This window comes from Mycoplana dimorpha, assembly GCF_003046475.1.
GTDB lineage: Bacteria > Pseudomonadota > Alphaproteobacteria > Rhizobiales > Rhizobiaceae > Mycoplana > Mycoplana dimorpha.
In genome coordinates this window covers 287,752-311,828 of sequence record NZ_PZZZ01000006.1, presented here as the reverse complement: position 1 = coordinate 311,828, position 24,077 = coordinate 287,752, and the positions used below count along the sequence as shown (strand labels likewise).

General features: G+C 61.6%; 20 protein-coding genes. 15 read left to right on the top strand and 5 right to left on the bottom strand.

All coding sequences use genetic code 11. The features are described from left to right. Positions 1-28: 28 nt before the first annotated feature. The 10 genes from C7449_RS16105 (at position 29) to C7449_RS16060 (ending at position 12,706) form a co-directional block, all read left to right on the top strand. Positions 29-1,708: a formate--tetrahydrofolate ligase gene (locus C7449_RS16105; protein ID WP_108003904.1), complete on the top strand. Its 1,680-nt coding sequence runs from the start codon at positions 29-31 to the stop codon at positions 1,706-1,708. A gap of 179 nt (positions 1,709-1,887) precedes the next feature. Then, positions 1,888-2,616, top strand: a complete 729-nt coding sequence (locus tag C7449_RS16100) for a helix-turn-helix domain-containing protein (RefSeq protein WP_245414422.1) — start codon at positions 1,888-1,890, stop codon at positions 2,614-2,616. Positions 2,617-3,014: 398 nt separating this feature from the next. Continuing rightward, complete coding sequence (locus C7449_RS16095; protein ID WP_108003903.1) at positions 3,015-3,911, top strand: class II glutamine amidotransferase; 897 nt, start codon at positions 3,015-3,017, stop codon at positions 3,909-3,911. A gap of 4 nt (positions 3,912-3,915) precedes the next feature. Beyond that, the gene (locus tag C7449_RS16090; protein ID WP_108003902.1) at positions 3,916-4,656 is read left to right on the top strand and encodes a GltB/FmdC/FwdC-like GXGXG domain-containing protein; all 741 of its coding nucleotides are present in this window, start codon (positions 3,916-3,918) and stop codon (positions 4,654-4,656) included. An 8-nt stretch (positions 4,657-4,664) separates the two neighbouring features. Further along, a complete protein-coding gene (locus C7449_RS16085; RefSeq protein WP_108003901.1) occupies positions 4,665-5,993 on the top strand; it encodes an FMN-binding glutamate synthase family protein in 1,329 nt (442 codons plus the stop codon). A 26-nt stretch (positions 5,994-6,019) separates the two neighbouring features. Further along, entirely contained in the window at positions 6,020-7,363 is a 1,344-nt protein-coding gene (gene glnT, locus C7449_RS16080) for a type III glutamate--ammonia ligase (protein ID WP_108003900.1), read from the top strand. Positions 7,364-7,413: 50 nt separating this feature from the next. Continuing rightward, entirely contained in the window at positions 7,414-8,667 is a 1,254-nt protein-coding gene (locus C7449_RS16075; RefSeq protein ID WP_108003899.1) for a sarcosine oxidase subunit beta family protein, read from the top strand. 22 nt (positions 8,668-8,689) lie between these two features. Further along, complete coding sequence (locus C7449_RS16070; RefSeq protein WP_108003898.1) at positions 8,690-9,013, top strand: sarcosine oxidase subunit delta; 324 nt, start codon at positions 8,690-8,692, stop codon at positions 9,011-9,013. After that, a complete protein-coding gene (locus C7449_RS16065; protein ID WP_108003897.1) occupies positions 9,010-12,063 on the top strand; it encodes a sarcosine oxidase subunit alpha family protein in 3,054 nt (1,017 codons plus the stop codon). Before C7449_RS16070 ends, C7449_RS16065 begins: the two co-directional genes overlap by 4 nt. Further along, on the top strand, positions 12,056-12,706 hold the full coding sequence (locus C7449_RS16060) for a sarcosine oxidase subunit gamma (RefSeq protein WP_108003896.1): 651 nt from the start codon (positions 12,056-12,058) through the stop codon (positions 12,704-12,706). Before C7449_RS16065 ends, C7449_RS16060 begins: the two co-directional genes overlap by 8 nt. A 248-nt stretch (positions 12,707-12,954) precedes the next feature. On the opposite strand, the gene C7449_RS16055 is transcribed toward C7449_RS16060, so the two are convergent. The 5 genes from C7449_RS16055 to C7449_RS16035 all read right to left on the bottom strand — a co-directional run bounded on the left by C7449_RS16055 (position 12,955) and on the right by C7449_RS16035 (position 18,633). Further along, positions 12,955-13,785 carry an ABC transporter permease gene (locus C7449_RS16055; protein ID WP_108003895.1) on the bottom strand — a complete coding sequence of 277 codons (831 nt, stop codon included), beginning with the start codon at positions 13,783-13,785 and terminating at the stop codon, positions 12,955-12,957. Beyond that, the gene (locus tag C7449_RS16050; protein WP_108003894.1) at positions 13,782-14,714 is read right to left on the bottom strand and encodes an ABC transporter permease; all 933 of its coding nucleotides are present in this window, start codon (positions 14,712-14,714) and stop codon (positions 13,782-13,784) included. The genes C7449_RS16055 and C7449_RS16050 overlap by 4 nt, the downstream gene beginning before the upstream one ends. Before the next feature lie 62 nt (positions 14,715-14,776). After that, positions 14,777-15,862, bottom strand: coding sequence for an ABC transporter ATP-binding protein (locus tag C7449_RS16045; RefSeq protein ID WP_210204745.1), 1,086 nt, complete (start codon positions 15,860-15,862; stop codon positions 14,777-14,779). A gap of 29 nt (positions 15,863-15,891) precedes the next feature. Beyond that, positions 15,892-17,064, bottom strand: a complete 1,173-nt coding sequence (locus C7449_RS16040; protein ID WP_108003892.1) for an ABC transporter substrate-binding protein — start codon at positions 17,062-17,064, stop codon at positions 15,892-15,894. Positions 17,065-17,130: 66 nt separating this feature from the next. Beyond that, entirely contained in the window at positions 17,131-18,633 is a 1,503-nt protein-coding gene (locus C7449_RS16035; RefSeq protein ID WP_108003891.1) for an amidohydrolase family protein, read from the bottom strand. A gap of 510 nt (positions 18,634-19,143) precedes the next feature. Here C7449_RS16035 and C7449_RS16030 point away from each other — a divergent pair. The 5 genes from C7449_RS16030 (at position 19,144) to C7449_RS16010 (ending at position 23,752) form a co-directional block, all read left to right on the top strand. Next, entirely contained in the window at positions 19,144-19,626 is a 483-nt protein-coding gene (locus tag C7449_RS16030) for an ASCH domain-containing protein (protein ID WP_108003890.1), read from the top strand. 61 nt (positions 19,627-19,687) lie between these two features. Further along, entirely contained in the window at positions 19,688-20,755 is a 1,068-nt protein-coding gene (locus C7449_RS16025; protein ID WP_108003889.1) for a LysR family transcriptional regulator, read from the top strand. Between the two features lie 112 nt (positions 20,756-20,867). Continuing rightward, complete coding sequence (locus C7449_RS16020) at positions 20,868-21,755, top strand: ABC transporter permease (RefSeq protein ID WP_108003888.1); 888 nt, start codon at positions 20,868-20,870, stop codon at positions 21,753-21,755. 29 nt (positions 21,756-21,784) lie between these two features. Continuing rightward, positions 21,785-22,585, top strand: a complete 801-nt coding sequence (locus C7449_RS16015) for an ABC transporter ATP-binding protein (RefSeq protein WP_108003969.1) — start codon at positions 21,785-21,787, stop codon at positions 22,583-22,585. A gap of 33 nt (positions 22,586-22,618) precedes the next feature. Then, positions 22,619-23,752, top strand: coding sequence for an ABC transporter substrate-binding protein (locus C7449_RS16010; protein WP_108003887.1), 1,134 nt, complete (start codon positions 22,619-22,621; stop codon positions 23,750-23,752). Positions 23,753-24,077: the final 325 nt, after the last annotated feature.

Genomic DNA, 24,077 nt, shown 5'->3' with positions numbered 1-24,077 from the left:
GTTAACCCCATCATCAAAGGCAGAAGACATGGCCGAAGTGAAATCCGACATTGAGATCGCGCGCGCTGCCAGGAAGAAGCCGATCCAGGAGATCGGTGCCAAGCTCGGCATCCCGGACGAGCATCTGCTGCCCTATGGCCATGACAAGGCTAAGGTGTCGGCCGAATTCATCGCCGCCGCCCGGAACAACAAGACCGGCAAGCTGATCCTCGTCACCGCCATCAACCCGACGCCGGCCGGCGAGGGCAAGACCACCACGACGGTTGGCCTCGGCGACGGGCTGAACCGCATCGGCAAGAAGGCCATCGTCTGCATCCGCGAAGCCTCGCTCGGCCCCAATTTCGGCATGAAGGGCGGTGCGGCCGGCGGCGGCTACGCCCAGGTTGTGCCGATGGAGGACATGAACCTCCACTTCACCGGTGACTTCCATGCCATCACCTCGGCGCACAACCTGTTGTCGGCGCTGATCGACAACCATATCTACTGGGGCAATGAACAGGGGATCGACACCCGCCGCGTCGTCTGGCGTCGCGTCATGGACATGAACGACCGGGCGCTGCGCGACATCATCGCCTCGCTCGGCGGCGTCGCCAACGGCTATCCGCGCGAGGCCGGCTTCGACATCACGGTGGCCTCGGAAGTGATGGCGATCCTGTGCCTGGCCACTGATCTCAAGGACCTGGAAAAGCGCCTCGGCGACATTGTCGTCGCCTACCGCCGCGACAAGACGCCGGTGTTTGCCCGCGACCTCAAGGCGCCCGGCGCCATGGCCGTGCTGCTCAAGGACGCCATGCAGCCGAATCTGGTGCAGACGCTGGAGAACAATCCGGCCTTCGTGCATGGCGGCCCCTTCGCCAACATCGCGCATGGCTGCAATTCGGTGGTCGCCACCAGCACGGCGCTGAAGCTTGCCGACTATGTTGTCACCGAGGCCGGCTTCGGCGCCGATCTGGGGGCGGAGAAGTTCTTTGACATCAAGTGCCGCAAGGCCGGCTTGAAGCCGGCGGCGGCGGTGATCGTGGCCACCGTGCGCGCCATGAAGATGAATGGCGGCGTCAGGAAGGAGAACCTCGGCACGGAAGACATTGCGGCGGTGAAGAAGGGCTGCGCCAATCTCGGCCGCCACATCGAGAACGTAAAGCAGTTCGGCGTGCCTGCGGTGGTCGCCATCAACCATTTCCACTCCGACACCGAAGCCGAGATCCGGGCGTTGAAAGACTACGTTGCCTCGATGGGCGAAGAAGCGATCCTGTGCAAGCACTGGGCGCAAGGCTCGGCCGGGATCGAGGAGCTCGCGCACAAGGTGGCGGAGCTGGCCGAATCTGGCGCGTCGCAGTTCGCGCCCCTCTATCCCGACGCGATGCCGCTGTTCGACAAGATCAACACCATCGTCCAGCGTATCTATCGCGGCTCGGAGGCCATCGCCGACAAGAGCGTGCGCGACCAGCTTCACGCCTGGGAAAAGGCCGGCTACGGCCATCTGCCGGTCTGCATGGCCAAGACGCAGTACTCGTTCTCGACCGATCCCAACCTGCGCGGCGCGCCGAGCGGGCACACGGTTCCGGTGCGCGAAGTGCGGCTCTCGGCCGGCGCCGGCTTTGTCGTCGCCATCTGCGGTGAGATCATGACCATGCCCGGCCTGCCGTCGAAACCGTCGTCGGAAAACATCTTCCTCAATGAACAGGGGCAAATCGAAGGCCTGAGCTAGATGCAGCTTGCGAGCAGACCTGCTCTGTTCGCATGCTGCATCGGCTGCATCTCCGTGGCCGCGGCGTTGCCCATTCAAATATCGCGCTACCGTCCTGCCCGATGCCGGTGTTGTAACGCGGCGGGAATATGTTTACCTGAGGTGAACATTGTGGGTTTCGCAGCGTGGATGGATTTGACATGGCAAAAACGAAAAAAGGTGACATTGGCACTAAGACGTCGGTCGCCCCAGCCCCAGTCAAGAAAGCCGCGTCGGCTGCAGCGGCGCCTGCGCGTCCGGTTCCGTTGACGCAGGATCCCCACGCCGTTCGGGACACCAGGGAGAAAGTCCTGGAAGTCGCGATAGGTCGCGAGGTCCGCGCCTTCCGCAAGAAGCTCGGCATCACTGTCGCTGATCTTGCAAGCGCCACCGACATTTCGCTCGGCATGTTGTCGAAGATCGAGAACGGCATAACATCGCCATCGCTGACGACCCTTCAGACGCTGTCCCGTGCGCTTGGCGTACCGCTCACCGCCTTTTTCCGCCGCTTCGAGGAAGAGCGTAACGCCGTTTTCGTCAAGGGGGGCGAGGGCGTCGACGTCGAACGGCGCGGCACCCGGGCCGGTCATCAGTATACGTTGCTTGGCCATATCGGCTCGAACACCAGCGGCGTCGTGGTCGAACCTTATCTCATTACACTGTCGGAAGACTCCGATGTTTTTCCGACGTTCCAGCATGACGGCATGGAGTTTCTCTACATGCTCGAGGGTGAGGTCGTGTACCGCCACGGCAGCAACCTATATCGGATGCTGCCGGGAGACAGTCTGTTCTTTGACGCCGACGCGCCGCACGGTCCGGAAGAGTTAAGCAAGCTGCCGATCCGCTATCTCTCGATCATTTCCTACCCCCAAGGCGGCGGGCACGAGTAGCCTTTCCAAGCGGTCGGAAGACGACAAGGCGTCGAAAGCTTCCGCGCTGCTTCGCCGTCGTTGATGATGGCAAGGCTTCGGTGAATGGCGAGCGCTTGCTTGCCCGCCATCGATCAATTTTCGTTTTGACTTTCCCTCTGGTCCGGCATCCGGATCCGGCAGCCTCGTGGCCGTCGGCAGAGCCAACAGCCGAGTTGTGCCCCTCATTGCATGGCGGACGGGGCGGACTGGGCTTGCACAAATGGCAGATCCGCCTGGCGTGACTTCGGTCGAGAGGCAAGGCGTCGCCGGCTATCGACCCGTGTTTGCTCCTATGAAAATAAAATTCATCGGAGTTGAATTGCGCTTCCGAACCTGCTACCAGTTTCTTCAGCTGCAATTGCATTGGGGTAATCGTCATGTGCGGAATTGTAGGACTCTTCTTGAAGGACAAGTCGCTTGAGCCCCAATTGGGCGCGATGCTGTCGGAAATGCTTGTCTCTCTTACTGACCGCGGACCCGACAGCGCGGGCATCGCCATCTACGGGCCGGCCCGGGCCGGACGGGGCAAGATCACCATCCAATCTCCTTCGCCGCGGTCCGATTTTTCCGGTCTTGCTGCCGAGCTCAGCAGCAAGATCGGCGCCGAGGCGACGATCACCGTCAATTCGACGCATGCGGTCATCGAATTGCCGCCGGCAAAGCTTGACGAGGCACGTGCCGCACTTGGCGAACTGCGTCCTTCCGTTCGCGTCATGGGCTCGGGCGATACTGTCGAAATTTACAAGGAAGTCGGCCTGCCGGAGGAGGTGGTCAAGCGTTTCGACCTGACCAAGATGGCCGGGTCGCACGGCATCGGCCATACCCGGATGGCCACGGAATCCGCTGTGACGACCATGGGCGCGCATCCGTTCTCGACCGGGCCGGATCAGTGCCTGGTTCACAACGGCTCGCTGTCGAATCACAACAACATCCGCCGCGAACTCAAGCGCGAAGGCATGAAGTTCGAGACCGAGAACGATACCGAGGTGGCGGCTGCCTATCTTTCGTCAAAGATGGCTCACGGCATGAAGCCCGGCGATGCGCTCAAGCATACGCTCGATGATCTCGATGGTTTCTTCACCTTCATCGTTGGCACCAAGACCGGTTTCGGCGTCGTCCGCGATCCGATCGCCTGCAAGCCCGCCGTCCTCGCTGAAACCGATCGGTACGTGGCGTTCGGTTCGGAGTATCGGGCGCTCGCGATGCTACCGGGCATCGAGGAGGCCAAGGTATGGGAGCCGGAGCCCGCAACCGTTTACTTCTGGGAGCATTGAGGCCATGCACACAACCAATCTTGCAACGGCTGCCATATCGCGCGAATCCGACCATTCGCCCGCAAAATACGATCTGGCCAGGACGCCACTGCGGGAACTCAACCAGGCGCTTCACAATGTCCAGCCCGGCTCCAACGGGACGGCTTTTGAAGTCATCAACCCCAAGGGCAGCCACGCGGTGGCGGTCGGCGTCAATGCGCCCATAACCGTCGATGTGCGCGGCAGTGTCGGCTATTACTGCGGCGGCATGAACAGCGAGGGCACGATCACCGTGCATGGCTCCGCCGGCCCCGGCGTCGGCGAGAACATGATGTCGGGCACCATCATCGTGAAGGGCGACGCGAGCCAGTATGCCGGCGCCACCGGCAGGGGCGGGCTCCTGGTCATCGAGGGCAACGCTTCGTCGCGCTGCGGAATTTCGATGAAGGGCATCGACATCGTCGTGCACGGCAATATCGGACACATGTCCGCGTTCATGGGGCAGTCGGGTCACCTCGTTGTTCTCGGCGATGCCGGCGACGCGCTCGGCGATTCCATCTACGAAGCCAAGCTGTTCGTGCGCGGCAAGGTCAAGAGCCTGGGCGCCGACTGCATTGCCAAGGAGATGCGGCCGGAGCACATCGCCAAGCTGCAGGAGCTGCTCGACCGGGCCGGCGTCAAGGATGTCAAGCCCGAGGAATTCACGCGCTATGGTTCGGCGCGTACGCTCTACAACTTCAACATCGACAACGCCGCCGCGTATTGAGGCTGACCATGACCTATCAGAATCCGCCAACGATCCCGCGTAAATCCGCGACCTTTGACGATTATACGCTTTCGGAAATCCGGCGCGCAGCGGCGACCGGCATATATGATATCCGCGGCAGCGGCGCCAAGCGCAAGGTGCCCCATTTTGATGACCTGCTGTTTCTCGGCGCTTCGATCTCGCGTTACCCGCTCGAAGGCTACCGCGAAAAATGCGACACCACCGTCGTCCTCGGTTCGCGATACGCCAAGAAGCCGATCACGCTGAAAATCCCGATCACCATTGCCGGCATGAGCTTCGGGTCGCTGTCGGCCCCGGCCAAGGAAGCGCTTGGACGCGGCGCCACGCTGTCAGGCACCTCGACGACGACCGGCGACGGCGGCATGACCGAGGAAGAGCGCGGCCATTCGGAAACGCTGGTCTACCAGTACTTGCCGTCGCGCTACGGTATGAACCCGCGTGACCTTCGCCGTGCCGATGCGATCGAGATCGTTGTGGGCCAGGGCGCGAAGCCCGGTGGCGGCGGCATGCTGCTCGGCCAAAAGATTTCCGATCGCGTCGCCGAAATGCGCACCCTCCCAAAAGGAATCGACCAGCGCTCCGCCTGTCGCCATCCCGACTGGACCGGCCCGGACGATCTGGAGATCAAGATCCTCGAGATCCGTGAAATCACCGACTGGGAAAAGCCGATCTACGTCAAGATCGGCGGCGCGCGCCCCTACTACGACACTGCCCTTGCGGTAAAGGCAGGCGCCGACGTGGTGGTGCTCGACGGCATGCAGGGCGGCACCGCCGCAACGCAGGAAGTGTTCATCGAGAATGTCGGTCAGCCGACGCTCGCCTGCATCCGGCCCGCCGTTCAGGCGCTTCAGGATCTCGGCATGCACCGTAAGGTGCAACTGATCGTGTCTGGTGGCATCCGCAACGGCGCCGATGTCGCCAAGGCGCTGGCGCTTGGCGCCGACGCCGTTTCGATCGGAACGGCGGCGCTTGTGGCACTGGGCGACAACGACCCGCGTTGGGAAGACGAGTACCAGAAACTCGGCACCACCGCCGGCGCCTATGACGACTGGCATGAGGGCAAGGACCCGGCCGGCATCACGACGCAGGATCCGGTGTTGATGAGCCGCGTCGACCCGATCGCAGCCGGCAGACGGCTTGCGAACTATCTGAAGGTGATGACGCTGGAGGCGCAAACGATCGCGCGAGCCTGCGGCAAGAATCACCTGCATAATCTTGAACCGGAGGACCTTTGCGCCCTGACCCTTGAGGCCGCGGCGATGGCGGGTGTTCCATTGGCTGGCACGAACTGGATACCGGGCAAGAACAATTCCTAAAACAACGATCTGGGAGGAGGGTGTTTATGGGAAGTGCGTTCGAAAGCAAAACGAAACCCGCGGCAATACGGGATCTGACGGAGTTTGCCAGGGCGAGAAACATCAACTACTTCATGATCTCTTACACGGATCTGTTTGGCGGTCAGCGCGCCAAGCTGGTTCCGACCCGCGCCATCGCGGAGATGCAGAAGGATGGCGCCGGTTTTGCCGGTTTCGCCGGCGGCATGGACATGACGCCAGCGGATTCCGACATGCTAGCGGTTCCGGATCCGAGTTCGGCCATCCAGCTGCCCTGGAAGCCGGAAGTGGCTTGGGTCGCGTCCAATTGCGTGATGAACGGCAAGAGCGTCGATCAGGCTCCGCGCAATACGCTGATGCGCCTCGTCGAGGAAGCCGCCGCGCAGGGCGTGCGGGTGAAGACCGGCGTCGAGCCGGAGTTCTCCTTCGTCAGCTTTGACGGCAAGTCCCTCTCGGACGAGAACGATAACTCCAAGAAGCCTTGCTATGACCAGCAGGCCTTGATGCGCCGCTTTGACATCATTCGCGAAGCCAGCGATGCGATGCTCGAGCTTGGTTGGGAGCCGTATCAAAACGACCACGAGGATGCCAACGGCCAGTTCGAGATGAACTGGAAATATGACGACGTCCTGGTCACTGCCGACAAGTACTCCTTCTTCAAGTTCATGATCAAGTCGCTGGCCGAAAAGCACGGTTTCCGCGCCACGTTCATGCCGAAGCCGTTCCCGAACCTGACCGGCAACGGTTGCCATGCGCACATCTCCGCGTGGGATCTATCGGGAAAGACCAACGTCTTCGCCGATGACAGCTCGCCGGACGGTCTGTCGCAGAAGGGCATGTACTTCCTCGGCGGCATCATGAAATACGCCGCCGTCATGACGGCCATCATCTGTCCGACGGTCAATTCCTACAAGCGCATCAACGCGCCCCGCACGGTTTCCGGCTCCACCTGGGCGCCGAATGCCGTGACCTGGACCGGCAACAACCGCACGCATATGGTGCGCGTCCCCGGCCCCGGCCGCTTCGAGCTCAGACTTCCCGATGGCGCCGCCAATCCCTACCTGATGCAGGCGGTGATCCTGGCCGCGGGATTGAAGGGTCTTCGCGACAAGATCGAACCCGGTCCGCGTAGTGACATCAACATGTACACCGAAGGGCACACCATCAAGGATGCTCCGAGGCTGCCGTTGAACCTGCTCGATGCCTTGCGTCTGCTCGACAGCGACAAGGAGTTCAAGTCCGTCTTGGGCGAAGATCTCGTGAACGGCTTCGTCAAGATGAAGACTGCGGAATGGAATTCCTATACCTCGCATCTCACGCAGTGGGAACTCGACCACACGCTGGACTGCTGAACCACGCCTCCAGGAACCGGAACAGCAGGCCGTGTCGCGGAAACAAAGTGATGAAATACTCGATCTTTTCCTTGGCGCGAGCTGCGCTTTCCGGTCACAAGTCCTGGGCGCGCACATGGCGCGACCCAGCCCCCAAGAGCCACTATGACGTGGTGATCATCGGCGGCGGCGGCCACGGATTGGCCACTGCCTATTTCCTTGCCCACACATATGGCATCCGCAACGTCGCGGTGCTGGAAAAGGGGTGGATCGGCTCCGGCAACGCCGGCCGCAACACGACCATCATCCGCTCCAACTACATGCTTCCCGGCAACACCGGCTTTTACGAGCTGTCGATGAAGCTGTGGGAAAGCATGGAGCAGGACCTCAACTACAACACGATGGTGAGCCAGCGCGGCATCATCAACCTGTACCACTCCGACGCCCAGCGTGATGCCTTTGCCCGGCGCGGCAACGTCATGCGCATCAACGGCATAGACGCCGAACTGCTCGATGCTGTGCAGATCCGCAAGATGCTGCCGTTCCTGAACTACGACAATGCGCGCTTCCCGATCCAAGGCGGCCTGCTGCAGCGCCGTGCCGGCACTGCGCGCCATGACGCTGTCGTGTGGGGCTATGCTCACGCCGCCGACAAGCTCGGTGTCGATGTCATTCAAAACTGCGAGGTCACCGGCTTCACCCGCGACGCCAACGGCAAGGTGACCGGCGTCGAGACATCGCGCGGACGGATCGGTGCGGGCAAGGTCGGCATGGCGGTGGCCGGAAGCTCGTCACGGGTCGCGGCAATGGCCGGCCTGCGCCTGCCGATCGAAAGCCATGTGCTGCAGGCCTTCGTGTCGGAAGCGATCAAGCCGCTCATTCCCGGCGTCATCACCTTCGGCGCCGGTCATTTTTACGTCAGCCAGTCCGACAAGGGCGGCCTGGTCTTCGGCGGCGATCTCGACGGTTACAATTCCTACGCCCAGCGCGGCAACATGCCGGTGATGGAAGACGTCTGCGAAGGCGGCATGGCGCTGATGCCAATGATCGGCCGCGTACGCCTGCTGCGTCAGTGGGGCGGCATCATGGATATGTCGATGGACGGCACGCCGATCATCGACCGGACGCCGGTCGACGGCCTCTACATCAATGCCGGCTGGTGCTACGGCGGCTTCAAGGCGACGCCGGCATCGGGGCTGACCTTTGCGCATCTGCTGGCTCGCGAAGAACCGCACGAGGAAGCCAGGCGCTTCCGCCTCGACCGCTTCCAACGCGGCCTGATGATCGACGAAAAGGGCCAGGGCGCCCAGCCGAACCTTCACTAGGACCAGAACAGGACGATCGGAAATGCGCATAGCATGTCCCTTTTGCGGCGAGCGCGAAAACGGCGAATTCACCTATCTCGGCGACGCCAAACCGCAACGGCCGGCCATGGTCGCGCTCGAGGTCGCCGGTGGCGCCGCCGGCGAGGCGGAGGCGTTCTACGACTATGTCTACCTGCGCGACAACGTCGCCGGCGAGATGGACGAATACTGGTATCACGGCGGCGGCTGTCGCTCATGGCTGCGCTTGACCCGCAACACCGCAACGCATGAAATCACTTCGGTTGAGGCAGCGCCCGGCACGGGCGCCTCCTCCTCGCCGGCATCAACGGCAGGCACAATATCATGACTGGCTCGCTATCGCTCACCTCCGCCGAAGCCAGGTTTGCGGCCGGAGCCAAGGCTCCCGTGGCGCCTTCCGGCAGCACTCAATCCAACCGGCTCGACACCGGCGGCCTGATCGACCGCGCTGCGCCGCTGAACTTTACCTTCGACGGCAAGGCGATGACCGGCTTTGCCGGCGACACACTTGCTTCCGCCCTCGTCGCCAACGGCGTCAGGCTGGTCGGCCGCTCGTTCAAGTACCATCGCCCGCGCGGCATCCTGACGGCCGGCTCGGAAGAGCCGAACGCGCTGGTCGAACTGCGCAGCGGCGCCCGCCGCGAACCCAACACCAAGGCGACGACGGCCGAGCTCTACCAAGGCCTCGAGGCGCTCAGCCAGAACCGCTGGCCGTCGCTGCGCTACGATGTGATGTCGGTCAACCAGCTGCTGTCGCCGATTTTCGTCGCCGGCTTCTACTACAAGACCTTCATGTGGCCGGCAAAATTCTGGGAGATGATCTACGAACCTGCCATCCGGCGCGCCGCCGGCCTTGGCCGGTCGAGCGGTCTGGCCGATCCCGATCACTACGACAAGGCCTGGGCGCATTGCGACGTGCTGGTGGTCGGCAGTGGCCCGACCGGCGTTTCGGCCGCACTCGCCGCCGGCCGCGCCGGCGCACGCGTCATCCTCGCTGAAGAAGACAGCCGTGCCGGCGGCCGCCTGTTGTCCGACGGCGGCGAAATCGGCGGCATGTCCTCGCGCGAATGGCTGGCCAACGCGCTGGCCGAGCTGTCGTCTCTGTCCAATGTCCGCGTCATGACGCGCACGGCTGTGTTCGGCGTTTACGACGGCGGCACCTATGGCGCGCTCGAGCGGGTCAACGACCATGTCGCGACGCCTCCCGAGCATGAGGTTCGCCAGCGGCTCTGGCGCATCGTGGCCAAGCGCTGCGTGGTGGCGGCCGGCGCGATCGAACGTCCGATCGTATTTTCGGGCAACGATCGCCCAGGCGTCATGATGGCTTCGGCAGTCCGGACCTATATCGAACGGTTTGCAGCCCTTCCCGGCAAGCGCGTTGCCTTGTTCACCAACAACAGCGACGGCTGGAGAACCGTCGAGGCCGCCCTTCGTGCCGGCGTCGAGATTTCCGCCGTCATCGATTCAAGGCCCGGTATCCCCGAAGAACTTCGGGCCATGGCCGAGGTCTCGGGCTTCCGCGTGTTCAATGGCGTCGTCCACGATGTCAGGGGAGGGGCGTCGGGCATCAGCAGGATCAGCGTCGCCCAGGCCAAGGGCACAACGGTCGAAATTGCCGCCGACACGCTTGCCATGTCGGGCGGCTGGAACCCGTCGGTCGGCCTGGCGTCGCATCACCGCGGCCGGCCTACCTGGCGCGACGACATCGCAGCCTTCGTGCCCGGCGAGTGCCCGCCCGGAATGGTCGTTGCCGGCGCCGCAAACGGCGACTTTTCGCTCGGCGCCTGCCTGCGCGCCGGCCATGCGGCCGGCATTGCCGCGGCCGCCGAAAGCGGCCGCACGCAAAAGGCCGGCTCGCCCGCGGCTGCGTCCGACGAAGCGTTGTCGATCACGCCGCTGTGGCATGTCGAAGGCAAGCACAAGGCGTTCGTCGATTTCCAGCACGACGTGACCGCGTCCGACATCGCACTGGCGCAGCGCGAGGGCTTCGAATCCGTGGAGCATCTCAAGCGCTATACCACGCTTGGCATGGCGACCGACCAGGGCCGCAATTCCAACGTTACCGGCCTTGCCATCATGGCCGAGGTCAGCGGACGCACGATCCCGCAGACCGGCACCACCATCTATCGGCCGCCGCAGGTTCCGGTGGCGATCGGCGCACTTGCCGGCCACCATCGCGACGAGAACTTCCATTCGACCCGGCTGACGCCCTCGCATCGCTGGGCCGCGGAACGCGGCGCGACCTTCGTCGACACCGGCCTGTGGAAGCGGGCGCAATGGTATCCGCTGCCCGGCGAAAAAGACTGGCTGACCTCGGTCGACCGCGAAGTCCTGACCGTGCGCAACGGCGTCGGCTTCTGCGACGTCTCGACGCTGGGCAAGATCGACGTGATGGGCCCCGACGCAGGCGCCTTCCTCGACCGTGTCTACATCAACGCCTTCTCTTCGCTTGGTGTCGGCAAGGCGCGCTACGGCCTGATGCTGCGCGAGGACGGCATCGTCATGGATGACGGCACCACGTCGCGGCTGGCCGAGGATCACTACTTCCTGACCACCACCACGGCCAAGGCAGGCCCGGTGATGCAGTATCTCGAATACTGCCGGCAGGTGTTGTGGCCCGAACTCGACGTGCAACTGACCTCGTGCACCGATCAGTGGGCGCAGTTCTCGATCGCCGGCCCGAAGACCCGCGACCTGCTGCGCGAGATCGTCGAGCCGTCGGAAGACCTGTCCAACGAAGGCTTCCCCTTCATGGCGGTTCGCGAGGTGAAGCTGCGCGGCGGGGTCGTGGCCCGGCTGTTCCGCATTTCGTTCTCCGGTGAAATGGCCTTCGAAATCTCCGTTCCGGCACGCTTCGGCGACGCCCTGGCGCGCAACCTGATGATCGCGGGCAAGCAGTTCGGCGTCATCCCCTACGGTACCGAAGCACTCGGCGTGATGCGCATCGAGAAGGGTCACGTTGCCGGCCCGGAACTCAACGGCACGACAACCGCCGGCGATCTCGGTCTCGGCAAGATGGCGTCGAAGAAGAAGGACTTCGTCGGCCGCGTTCTCGCCGCCCGCGAAGGCCTCGTCGACCCCAACCGACAGGTTGTGGTCGGCCTGAAGCCAGTCGACAAGGCAAGGCGCCTGCGTTCGGGCGCACATACCATCCCCAAGGGCGCGAGACCGTCTCCGGAAACCGACCAGGGCTACGTCACTTCGGTCTGCCACTCGCCGATGCTCGGCCAGTGGATCGGCCTTGGCCTGGTCGAGCGCGGCCGCGAGCGCTATGGCGAAATCGTCCGCGCCCACGATCCGCTGCGCGGCGAAGACTACGACGTCGAGATCTGCAATCCGGTCTTCTACGATCCCGAAGGAGGACGCCAGCGTGGCTGATTTTACCTGGACCGCGACGTCGCCGCTGCAGCACGCGACGCGTCCCCGTCGCCATGGCGCGGCCGTGCAGCAGTCCGGCATCGTCTTGTCGGAAGTGCTCGATTTCAGCCTTGTCCTGATCCTTGCCCGGCGCGGCCAATGGTCGGCGACCGCCAAGGCGGCCAAGGAGTTTTTCGGTGCCGAAGCGCCGGCCAAGCCCCTTGCTGTCCGGGGCAAGACGACGACGCTGTTCTGGTCTGGTGCCGATCAGTTCTACGCGCTGTTTCCACGGGTGCCCGCAGCGCAGCCATTGGACGGCATGCGTGAACCGTTCGCGGCGAAGGCCTCGCTGTCGGACCAGTCGGACGGCCGCTGCCTGATACAGATATCCGGGCCCAAGGTGCGGGCCATGCTGGCCAAGCTGTCGTCGCTGGATTTAGATGGCTCGGTCTTTCCCGTTGGCGCCGCGGCTGCAACCTCGATCGACCACAGCGGCGTCAATCTGTGGCGGGACACGGACGCTGCCGACGGATCCCCGGTGTACAACGTCCTGGTCTTCACCAGCTTCGCCGACAGCATCTGGCACACCATACTGGACTCGTCAGCGGAGTATGGCGTGGAGGTGGTGCGGCCACACGCCCTCGACGAAAAGCCGTCGTCGTAACGATCGATCGCCGCAAATCAGATTGGGCCACCCTAGTAGCGCGGGCGTTGTCACTCATCTGACAGTGATTGCGCCTGTCGCGGTGCCGCTCAATTCGCAAGGTCACCCAGCCCCGCTTCCATTCTGCCATCGCTTGCAGGCGGTAAATGTGGATGGCCAGAGCATGCCGGGCGCGATCGTGCCCGCCATCGGTCACTTTTGCGGCCACCGGTGCCTGCGGCAGCAGATGGCCTTCATCGGATCGACGGTTAAACGCCCGGGTTGGAGTCGGTACCCTGCTCGCGGCCGAACACCAGCGGCAGAACGAACATCTCGACGCCGACAAGAACGATGCCGGATATCAAGAATACAATCGTGCCGATCGCATTGAGCGACGGATCGACGACAGCCTTCAGGACGGAGAAAATGGCGACCGGCAGCGTCTGGTCAAATCCCGCCACAAACCACGCGATCAGGAATTCGTCGAAGGAAAAGGTGAAGGCAAGCAGCCAGCCGCCGACGATTCCGGGCAAGGCCCACGGGATGACGACCCGCCGAAGCGCCTGCCATTCGGTCGCGCCAAGATCCCAGGCCGCCTCTTCGTGCGATCGCGGCAATTGCGAGAGGCGCAGCTGGATGATCGCCAGCGCCGGCGCCGTCGTCAGCAATACATGCATGAGGAAAACCGAGTACAGCTCACCGTTCAGGTGCAGTCGCGACAGCAGGCCGAGACACGCGACACCCAGAATCAAGCCCGGTATCAACACTGGCATGATAAAGATCCCGGTCAGCAGGTTTCGGCCCCTGAACTCGAAGCGATTGATCGCATAGGCCGCCAGGAAGCTGATTATCGTGGCGACGGTTGCCGCCGCCGGAGAGACAAGAATGCTGTTGCCGAGCGCGGTGATGAGCGTGCCGTCGTTGAACAGCTTCCGATACCACTCGGTGCTGAATCCCATGAGCGGGAAACTCGCGAACTGGTTCTTCTGCATCGAAAACAGGATGAGCATGAATATCGGCAAGTAAAGGAACACAAGGAAAATGCCGATCCAGATGCGGGCGGCAACAATCCACGCCCTGCGTTCGCCACCTTCGGTCATCGACGGTTACCCTTCAAGGCCGGTGTCATGAGCCGGATTGAGATCGCAAGAACTATCAGCATGATGACGACGAGGATCGATGCCATGGCGGTGGTTCGGGGTAGATTGGAAGAACTTCCATATTCGGACATGATCATGTCCGGGAAGGTTGGAACGCGCCCTATCAGAGAGGTGCCTCCGCCCCCTCCCAGCAACGACCCTGACAGAAAATCTCCAAGGCAGATGATCGTTGCAAAGCTGACCGAAGTAATAAGGCCTACCCTGCTGAGCGGGAGGATGACCTTCCGAAACGTCTGCAGCCGGGTCGCGCCCAAATTGCGCGACACGTCGATCAGCGCCCTGTCGATGTTCGAAACCGTCACGTACAGAATGATGATCAAGATCGGCGTGACGTAATGGATGAGGCCTATCCTTGTCGCGATCTGGGTATACATCAGCGCGATACGCCATTCGCCCAGGCCTATCGCCGTCAGAAGGGAATTGATCGCGCCTTCGCGTGCGAGGATGATCTGCCATGCATAGAGGCGCAACAGGTAGCTGCTCCAGAACGGAGCGACCGTGAGCAGAAGCGCAAGACGTTGGCGCCTGGCCGGTACGCCGTACACGATGGCAAGCACGACCAGGTAGGTGCAGGTCGTTGCAATCAAAGCGGCTGGCACGGAAACCCACAACGACTGGGCTATTCCCCAGCCATAGTTGGATCCTGTGAACATGTTGGCGAAAATCTCACGATAGTTCGTGAGCGAGAAGTCCGCCACAGGACTGTAGTCCTCGACGCGCCAGAAGCCGAACCACAGGAAAAAGCACAGCGGCCCGAAGAAGAACACGCCATACCATGCCACCGCAGGCAGGAGGCAGAACTCCCGGAGCCAGCTCTGATTGGGTGTCCGCACCTTGGCGCCACGCAGAGCGATCGCTGAATTCTCCATGGCAACCTTCGTATTTTCGCCTGCGATTGTCACATCAGGGCTCCACTGGAATTCGACGGATTCTATTGAAACCCGATGATGAATGCGTCTCTTACCGAGAAGTACAGATCTGAAGGCGATCCGGACAATTTCTCCGGCGGCGAGCCTGGCTCGTCTTCAGATACGATCTTGATTTCATTGCCGTTGGGCAGGTCAAACAGATAGACGTTGTGAGAGCCGGCAAATTCCCTGCCTCTCAGTATTGCGTTGATCCTGTTCTCGTTGGACGTGTGTGCCGTCGCTCTTTTGATCTTGTCGGCCTGGACGACCACATGCACGGTTTCGCCGATCCGGGGCGATTTCGACCCGGTAACGGCACGGATCGGCCCATTGTCCGAGGCGATCTCCGTGTAATGCTCGCTGACGGTCGCCACCTTGCCCGAGAACAGGTTGTTCATCCCGACAAACTGGGCGACGAACCGGCTGCTCGGGTGATGGTAGATCGCTTCCGGCGTGCCAACCTGCTCGACGCGGCCCTTGTTCAGCACGGCGACACGATCGGCCATCGAGAAGGCCTCGTTCTGGTTGTGCGTGACATAAATGAACGAGATGCCGAGTGCTTGCTGGAGGCGCCGCAGTTCACCTTGCATCCTTATGCGCAGGTGAGCGTCAAGCGCGCTCAGCGGCTCATCGAGCAACAGGATTTCCGGCTCCGTTATGATCGCGCGAGCGAGCGCGACGCGCTGCTTCTGTCCCCCGGAGAGCTGGCTGATCCGACGATCGAGCAAACCTTCCAGGCTGACCAGATCGGCCATCTCAAGGACCTTTTTGCGCAGCTCGGAAGGCACGTGGGGCCCCAGCCTGGGCCCGAAGGCGATATTGTCGAACACGTTGAGGTGGGGGAAAAGCGCATAGTCCTGCCACACCAGCCGGGTTGGCCGCCGGTGTATCGGAACGGCGGCCAAGTCACGGCCCTTGACCAACATCCGTCCGGACGTTGTTGATTCAAGACCCGCCATGATGCGCAGCAGCGTGGTCTTGCCACAGCCGCTCGGCCCCATGATCGCCACGAACTCGCCTTGACCGACTTCCAGATCGATCCCGTCCAAAGCGACGAACTCGCCAAAACGCCGGGTGATGCCGATCAGTTCGAGATCCTTGGTTGCCACCGCTTTTCCCCCCTGCATTCGAACCTGCCTTAGGACGCCGACTTGAACTCGTTGTAGATATCGATCCATTTCCGCTCGGGCTGAAGGCTGGGCAGCGAGCGCGGCACGCTTCGTTCGAGAAGCGTCTCCACGAGCAGTTGCTTGGGATTGTTCGGATCGGGCACGTAGCTGAGCAGTTCGCGTTGCTGGTCGTTCCAGTAATCAACGACCTTCATGTTCGGCGCCCGGGCCTTGAACGCATTGGTATAAACCAGCTGCGACTGGGTCTTGGCCCGCATCATGTATTTGATCCATTCCATCGCGAGTTCCTTGTTGCGGCCCTGCGCGCACAGGGCGGCCGTCTCCTGGAAGCGCACGCCGCCCTGCTTGGGAATGGTCGAACTATAGTTCTTGTGGCCGGCGAGGATCAGATCGATCTCGAAATCGCCGACGGGGGAGGCGTAGATGTCTTCCGCCAGCATCGCCTGCACCAGAGGCTGGTTTGCGGCTGCAAACATCAGAACCTGCGGGCGCAACTTGAGAAGCCATTGTCTCACCTTTTCGAGGGCTTCATCGGAGATGGCATACGGATCCTCGATGTTCGGCTGGACGGCCATGCTGACATTGCCCATGTTCGGCAAATACCAGTCGAAGACGCCGATCCGCCCCTTCAGCTTGGGATCGAACAGGATGTTCCAATCCTGCGCTTCCTCATGGGAAATGACATTCGTGTTGTAGGAAATGCCGTAGAAGCTGAACCGCGTGACAACCGACCAGACCTTTCCATCGTCGGCGCGCAGCATTTTCACGTCGCGCAGCTTCGGATGGTAGTTGTCGATGTCCGGCATGCCGGCAGTGCTGAACGGCTCCAGGGCATTCAGCGCCTTGAGTTTGCCGATGTACTCGGAATCGCTGATGATTGCGTCGAAGGTCCCGCGCGGCGTCTGGGAGAAATACGAGAGCATTTGCTCGCCGCCGATATAGATCTTGAAATCGACCTTGACCTTGTGCGTGTCCTCGAATTCCTCGATGACGCCGCGCTCTTCGTAGCCGGGCCAGCACAACACCCGCAACGACTGGTCCGCGGCATGGGATCTCGAAAAGATCGAAAATGACGTGACCGCCGCAGTCGCGGCCGCGCCGGTCTTCAAGACCTTGCGACGGGTCATCGTCGCGCCTTCTGTGCCGAGGATATCGCTTTTATTACGTTTTCGCTCGCTCATATCAGATTCCCCCAGTTGTTGGTTGTATTAATGAAGTCCACAGGCAGGAAAACGCAGGTATGTCGTCTATTGTCCAAGCGGCGCCGCATAGCGCTCTATGTGATAGTGCCGCCTGGCCAATCCGATGCAGAAATCACCGACGATCTTCTCGAGCGCCGCGCCGACATTTCTTGCCGGAAGCGTCAGTTCCATCAGGCGCTCGCGCGCCGCTTCGACACGAACTGACAGATCTTCGAGGTTGCAGCTGCGATGACGCCGGTCCTTGACGACAAACGCACCATTGACGATCACGTGCTTCGGTCCGGTTCCATCCTCCGCGAGCACGAGTTGATTTGCCGGATCGTTGAGCGGCATCCAGTTGGTGCTGTTCAGATCGATGAAGACAATGTCGGCGCGGTATCCCGGTGCGATCTTGCCGATGTCGCCAAAGCCGAGCGCATAGGCGCCGCCTTGCGTCGCCGCCCTGATGATCTCCGGGCTGGAGAGCCAACGACGGTAATCCGGGCCCCGCACGTTTGACGCCATGGATGCGTAGCGCATCGCTTCGTACATATTCTGGTTGTCCGAGCAATTTGCCGAATCCGTGCCGATGGCCAGATTGACGCCGAGCTCGATCATGCGGCGCGCATCGGCGATGCCGCAGCCCAGGCGCATGTTGCTGCCGGCGCAGTGCGCCACCGAGCTGCCGTTGTCGGCAAGCCTGCGCATGTCGTCGTCGTCGAGCCACACACCGTGGGCGACGGTGAAATTGGGGCCAAGCAAGCCAAGCGAGTCCAGGTGAGCGGTCATCGTGTTGCCGTAGGCAGTCAGCGAGGAGACCGCCTGGACCTTGGATTCCGCGACGTGGCTATGCAGAACAACCGCGTATTCCCGCGCAAGATCTGCGCAATCCGTCATCAGACCGTCACTGCAGTGAAGGGGAATGACCGGAGCTATGCCAAGCGACACCCGATCGCGCTCGTGGGGCCAGTCCCGAAGCAGTTGGCCCATCATCCGGATGCCGTCGTGGGGGCTGGAGCTTCCGTGCTGAGCGGTCGCCGCTTTCAATGACGACGGTATATGGTCCAGCAAGCCTGGTATCGCTTTATAGAAGCTGCGGTCGGCCAAACTGGGCGCCACCACGGCCCGCATGCCGGCATCGATGTAAGCCTGCCCAATCGCGACCATTTCATCAATCGTGGCGAACGGAAACCCGAACGTCAGGTCACAGCACGCGGTGCAACCTTTCATCAGCATTTCGACTGCACCCAGGTATGTGCTCAGGTGCTTCATCTCGGCGGAATGCTGGGCAATCATCGCAGGCGCATTGACCAGCAGAAGTTCGAGCGAAGATCTGTCCGACATTCCCTTGCAGAGATTGAACATCCCATGGGTGTGCGCCTTCACGAGGCCGGGATGCCTCAAGAGGCCCGCCGCATCGATGGCCTCGGCTGTGGCAGGCGCATCGAGCCCGGGATTGCCTACCTGAATGATGCGGCCATCGGCAACGAGTATGTCCTGGAAAGGGGCGGCTCGCGTTTCGAGGTCCAGTAATCGACCACCCCTGATGATCATGTAGTCTTTTGCCATCCCAGGCCCCAGAGTTGATCGGCAAGCAGACTCGCTCTCAGCTTGGACGGCGCGCAGTCATTTGCGTCATCCTGCAGCACCGCCTCCTGGACGATCCGATCGGGGTTCAGATTGCGCGGCCTGATTTAGCGTTATTTGGACCATCACTTTAGTAAACCCCAAAATATCGAAGCCTAAGCATTGAGCCTGTTGATGTTAGGGGCGGCAGCCATGTCCGCTTGCCGTACGGCATTATGGCCAGCGTATCGGGGGTTTCAGCGGCGAAGATCCCTTGAAGAGCGGTCGGAGATGCCTGCCGCCCCGGCCCGGCCAGTCATTTTAGTCGGACCCTGCATGCGTGGGTCGACAATGGTCGATGATTGACGGCGACAATGCATTCCATGCGACTTCTGGGGGTTTATATCCCGCGGCAATGTTCCGAATAATCAATGGCCAGCGTAGCGAGAATCGTCAGAGAGGGGCAGGTCGGAGCCCGCGGCGCCACCTGGGCCGAAGAGGAGAGACCATAGCATGATCGGGGAGAAAACCGCCGAAGTGCGCGCCTTCTGGGACAGCCAACGGGCCGCATTGGGCATCGACACCGAATCCTATCAGGCCAGTACCTTCGCCGATGTAAGGTTTGCCACCTACCACGATGAACTGCTGGAGCTGGTCGCGGCAGGAAAGAAGCGGGCAACAGCCCACCTGCAGCTGGATTTCGAGCGTAACGACATTCGCCGCCGCGGCGTCGGTGATTATTGGGTCGTCGTCAATTCCGAATCCCGGCCGCGCTATCTGATCCGTATCACCGATGTCGATGTACGGCCCTTCAATCAGGTCGCACAGTCATTTGCCGAACGCGAGGGCGAGGGCGACAGCAGCTTGGACTATTGGAGGAACGTTCACAGGGAATACTTCGAACTGCAGTGCGCTGAATGGGGCGTTCCCTGGTCCGAAGACCTCCTCACCGTTTGTGAAGGGTTCGAGCTGCTCGCCGTGGCTCCAGCCGGTTGACCCGCAGGGGCGCCTGCGATCGCTCTTTAACGTCTGTGTTGCAGGCTCGATTGCGAGAGCAATGTTGAAGCCGCTGGCCGACCATCATGGCGCCTCAGCCCACGTCCGGCTTGACGATCCACCTGACCATCATCAATATCCAGGCGCGTCGGCTCGCTGCATGGGGTGGTTGGGGGGAAATCATGGCCAGAACTCGCCGGATGATCGTTTGCCAATGGTGACGAAAGACAGCTCCGGTTTTCACCGCAGGATAGACTGGAATCTGTTTCGCACATTTCATGAAATCGTCCGCGCCGAAGGCGTGACCAAGGCCGCAGAAGCGATGGCCCGCAAACAGTCGGCCGTGAGCCTCGCCCTCAAGCGGTTCGAGGATCATCTCGGCGTCAAGCTTTGCCACCGAGGGCCGGGCGGGTTCTCGCTGACCGACGAGGGGCTGATCGTCGCCGAGACCTGCGCAACCTTGCACGCGATGGTTTCGGCCACGCCGAGCCGAATTGAGATGCGGGCCGAGCAACTGGTGGGCCGCATCAACATCAACATGATCGGCAATATCGTCTGCGAAAAACTCGACGCTGCCATAGCAAGTTTTCATGCGCGGCATCCGCACGTCCAGATCAGCATCGATATCTGTACCTGGGACGTGGTGGCAGGCTCGCTGGTGCGCGAGGTTTCGGACATCGGTATCTCGCCGGTCCGCCACTTCCGCGCCGATCTTGAATACAACCTCCTATTCGACGAGGTTCATCGACCCTATTGCGGGACGGGCCACCCACTTTTCGGTCGCAGTTTCGCGGATCCCTCGGAGCTCCGCAACGAGGCGTTTGTGCTGACCGGCAACGATGAGCCCGACGAACTCACCGCCTACCGCATTGCCCATGGACTGGGGACACGCATTGCCGGGGTGTCCGACTCCCCGGAAGAGGCCATGCGTCTCGCAAAGCTTGCCCTTGGCATCTGTTTTCTGCCGGAGGGGCTGGCGGCCGGTGCGGTAGCGCAGGGACAGCTGTGGCCGCTGCTGAGCATTGAGTCCGCTGTGCGGCTCCGCATCTATGTCATCACCAACCCTGCGGCCCACCGCCATATGGCCCGTGATCGTCTGGTAAGCGAGATTCTGTCGATGGAGCTTTGACGCGCCGCACCATTGATTGAATTGATGAGGAGGAACGGTGGAATAGGAGTTGCCTCCACCTTCAGGCTTATTCAGGTTACATCGCAGTTCCGCTGGAGAACAGGAGCGTGCGATGAGTGCCTCGACTGTCCAAGAAGCAATTGTGGAGCGTGCCACCGGCGCCGGAGGCCGCTCTGAACTGAACGAATCGCCGATCTACGTTCCGCCGCGCGCACGTATATTCGAGTTCCGCAGCAAGCCCAGCCCCGCACGGGCCGCGGTTTTCGCCGCAGTCGGCCTCGGGGCGTTCTTTCTCGTCTGGCAACTGGGCCATTACTTCAGTTCTGACGTGAACCAGAAATTCTTTCCCTCGCCGGTGCAGGTGCTGACCGCGCTGTACACGCTCTTTGCGGCCAATAATTTTCTAGCCGATGTGCTGAAGAGCTGTTACCGCGTTTTCGCGAGCTTCGCCCTCGCGGCGCTGGTTGCCGTGCCGGCGGGCTTGCTCATGGGCTCCTTCAAGTCGGTGCGGGCCCTGCTTGGCCCCCTCGTTTCGGCCTGGCGCTATCTGCCGGCCGCCTCCTTCATCCCGCTGCTCCTTGTCTGGTTCGGGCCGAACGATACCTCGAAGCTGGCGCTCCTCTTCCTCGGCGTGATCTTTTTCCTCATCGCCCTTGTCGTCGACAATACCGAGGCCGTTCCAAATGAATTCATCGAAGCGGGTCTCACCATGGGCGCGAGCCGCAGCAAGACGCTGATGGACATCATCATTCCGGCGGCAGCTCCCGCGATCATGGATTCGCTGCGCAACATGATCGCCGTCAGCTGGACCTATCTTGTCATCGCAGAGATCGTCGGAGCCCAGGACGGCATCGGTGCCGTCATGATGCGGGCCGGCCGGTTCCTCAAGGTCGACATCATCATGGCCGGCATCCTGATGATCGGCATCCTTGGCGTGTTCACCGATGTGCTGTTTCGAACGATTGCCCGGCTTTCGATGCCCTGGGCTTTCAAACGCTGATGATGGTGGCGGAGATGAATGCTATGCAAATGAGCAAGATAGCCGTGCCGGTCATTCAGGCAAGCAGGGTCTGGAAGCAGTTCGGCAACGGTGCGGTGACCGCCCTCAAGGATGTTTCCATCGATCTCCGGGAAAACGAATTTACGGCCTTCGTGGGTCCCTCGGGCTGTGGCAAGACGACGATGCTTCGCATCATTGCGGGCCTTGAGCATCCGACGCGTGGCCGTGTCAGCATGAATGGCGCCACCATAACCGGCCCCAGCCCCGAACGCGGCATGTTGTTCCAGGCCTATACGTCCTTTCCTTGGCTCACGGCACGCAGGAATGTCGAGTACGGCATGAAGCTTCTCGGCGTGCCCAAGGCCGAGCGCGAGGCGAGCGCCATGGAATTTCTCCGCCTGGTGCGTCTTGAGAAGGTGGCCGACAAATATCCTGGTGGTTTCTCCGGCGGCATGAAGCAGCGCGTGGCCTTGGCAAGGACGCTTGCCCAGAACCCGAGCGTGCTCTTGATGGACGAGCCGTTTGGCGCACTCGACGCGCAAGTTCGCTGGGAAATGCAGGAACTCATGATCGAACTCATGGAGCGCGAGCGGAAGACCGTCGTTGCGGTGACCCATGACATCGAAGAGGCCATCTATCTGGCGGATCGCATTGTCTTCTTCAGTTGCCAGCCCGGCCGCGTCAAGGCTGATATCCAAGTGGAATTCAAGCGAGGCCGCCGCTTCCCGAAAAAGGAGGACCTGCTGGCGCAGCCCGGCTACACAGAGTTGGAACAGCACCTCTTTGCCATGATGCGCGAGGAAATCCAGGCCGCTGCCGCAGCTGCCTGACCACAACAAGAGTGATATCAAGGAGGAGCGAATATGCCGACCAAGACCCTGCGTTCACTCTCAGCCTTGCTTCTAGGCACTGTTTGCGCCGCCGGTCCGGCTCAAGCCAAGGAGCAGGTCAGCGTAGCGATCATCTCGTTCTCTCCTTATGCCGCCTGGTATATCGTGAAGGAGAAAAACCTCGCTCCGGAGATCGACCTCAATGTGAACATCATCGAGGGCATCACCGAGAAGAATGCCGCCCTGACGTCGGGCCAGGTCCAGTGCATGAACAACACGCTGGACAGCATGGTCGTCGCCCGCTCTGGCGACCTGCCGATCAAGGTGGTCGCCTTCTCCAACATGTCCTATGGGCTCGACAAGATGGTCGTCGCCGAGGGCATCAATACTGTCGAGGACTTCAAGGGCAGGTCGTTCGGCGCCGACTTCGGGTTCCTCAACCACATGTGGATGCTGCTCAGCCTGCAGCGAGCCGGCATTGATCCGGCAGAACTGCAGCATGTCGTGCTGCTGCCCCAGGAAAGTGCGGCGGCCTTCACCAGCGGCGGTCTTGACATCGACGTGAACTACGAGCCCTTTGCCTCGCAGTCGCTGAAACGGCCTGGTGCGAAGATCCTCAAGTCCAGTCTCGACGATCGCACCTGGGAACGCGGCCTCATCTCCGATGCCATCGCGTGCAACGAGCAGTGGATGAAGGACAAGCCGGCCGTCGCCAAGGAGCTGATCCGGGCCTGGTTCGAGGCCGTCAACTGGTGGAAGCAGAACCCGGCGGAGGGCAATGCCATCATCGCCAAGGGTTTGGGCTGGCCGGAAGCCGACGTGCGGCTCAATCAGGCCGGTGCGATCATGCTCAATCTCAGCCAGAACCTCGGTGCCTTCGGTCTGGCCGGTGCCAAGCCGCTTTGCGAGGATCTGCCGGCCGACGCCCCCAAAGCGCCCGCTGACGCCAAGGGCTGGGGCGTGCTGTTCGATGGCAAGGACTGCACGGCGGGATACGCGCCCGGGACCTGGGACCTGTTCAGCCACACCTATCTGAAAGCGGGCGTGGTCCAGACAGAGACACCCGCCGCTGACGGTTTCGACACTTCGATCCTTGAGGCGCTCGGCGCTGACAAGTACCAGGAAAAATACAATTCCAATCAGTGGATCGGTCGCGTCGGCCTGTGAGCTCTAAAGGGCGGCGCATAGTGTGCCGGGTGGGGCGCTGGCGGCGGCGGACTGCCTCTGGAAGGTGCCCGCTGCTCGGAGGCGCGTTGGCGCAAAACGGCGACCGGCAGATCGTCCCCGGCCATTGAAGCACTCAGCATAACCAACTCTTGCGGCAGCTCCGCGCAACGAGCCCTGCTCGATTGTCTACATCCGATCTCTTCGCCGGCGTATGTGGTCGGCCTTTCAGAGAACATGTTCATCTGTTGTAACGGAATTGCCTAAGAAGAAAAAAATATTCTTCTCAGTTGATTGCCGCTATATAGCGTGATACCACTATTTCATG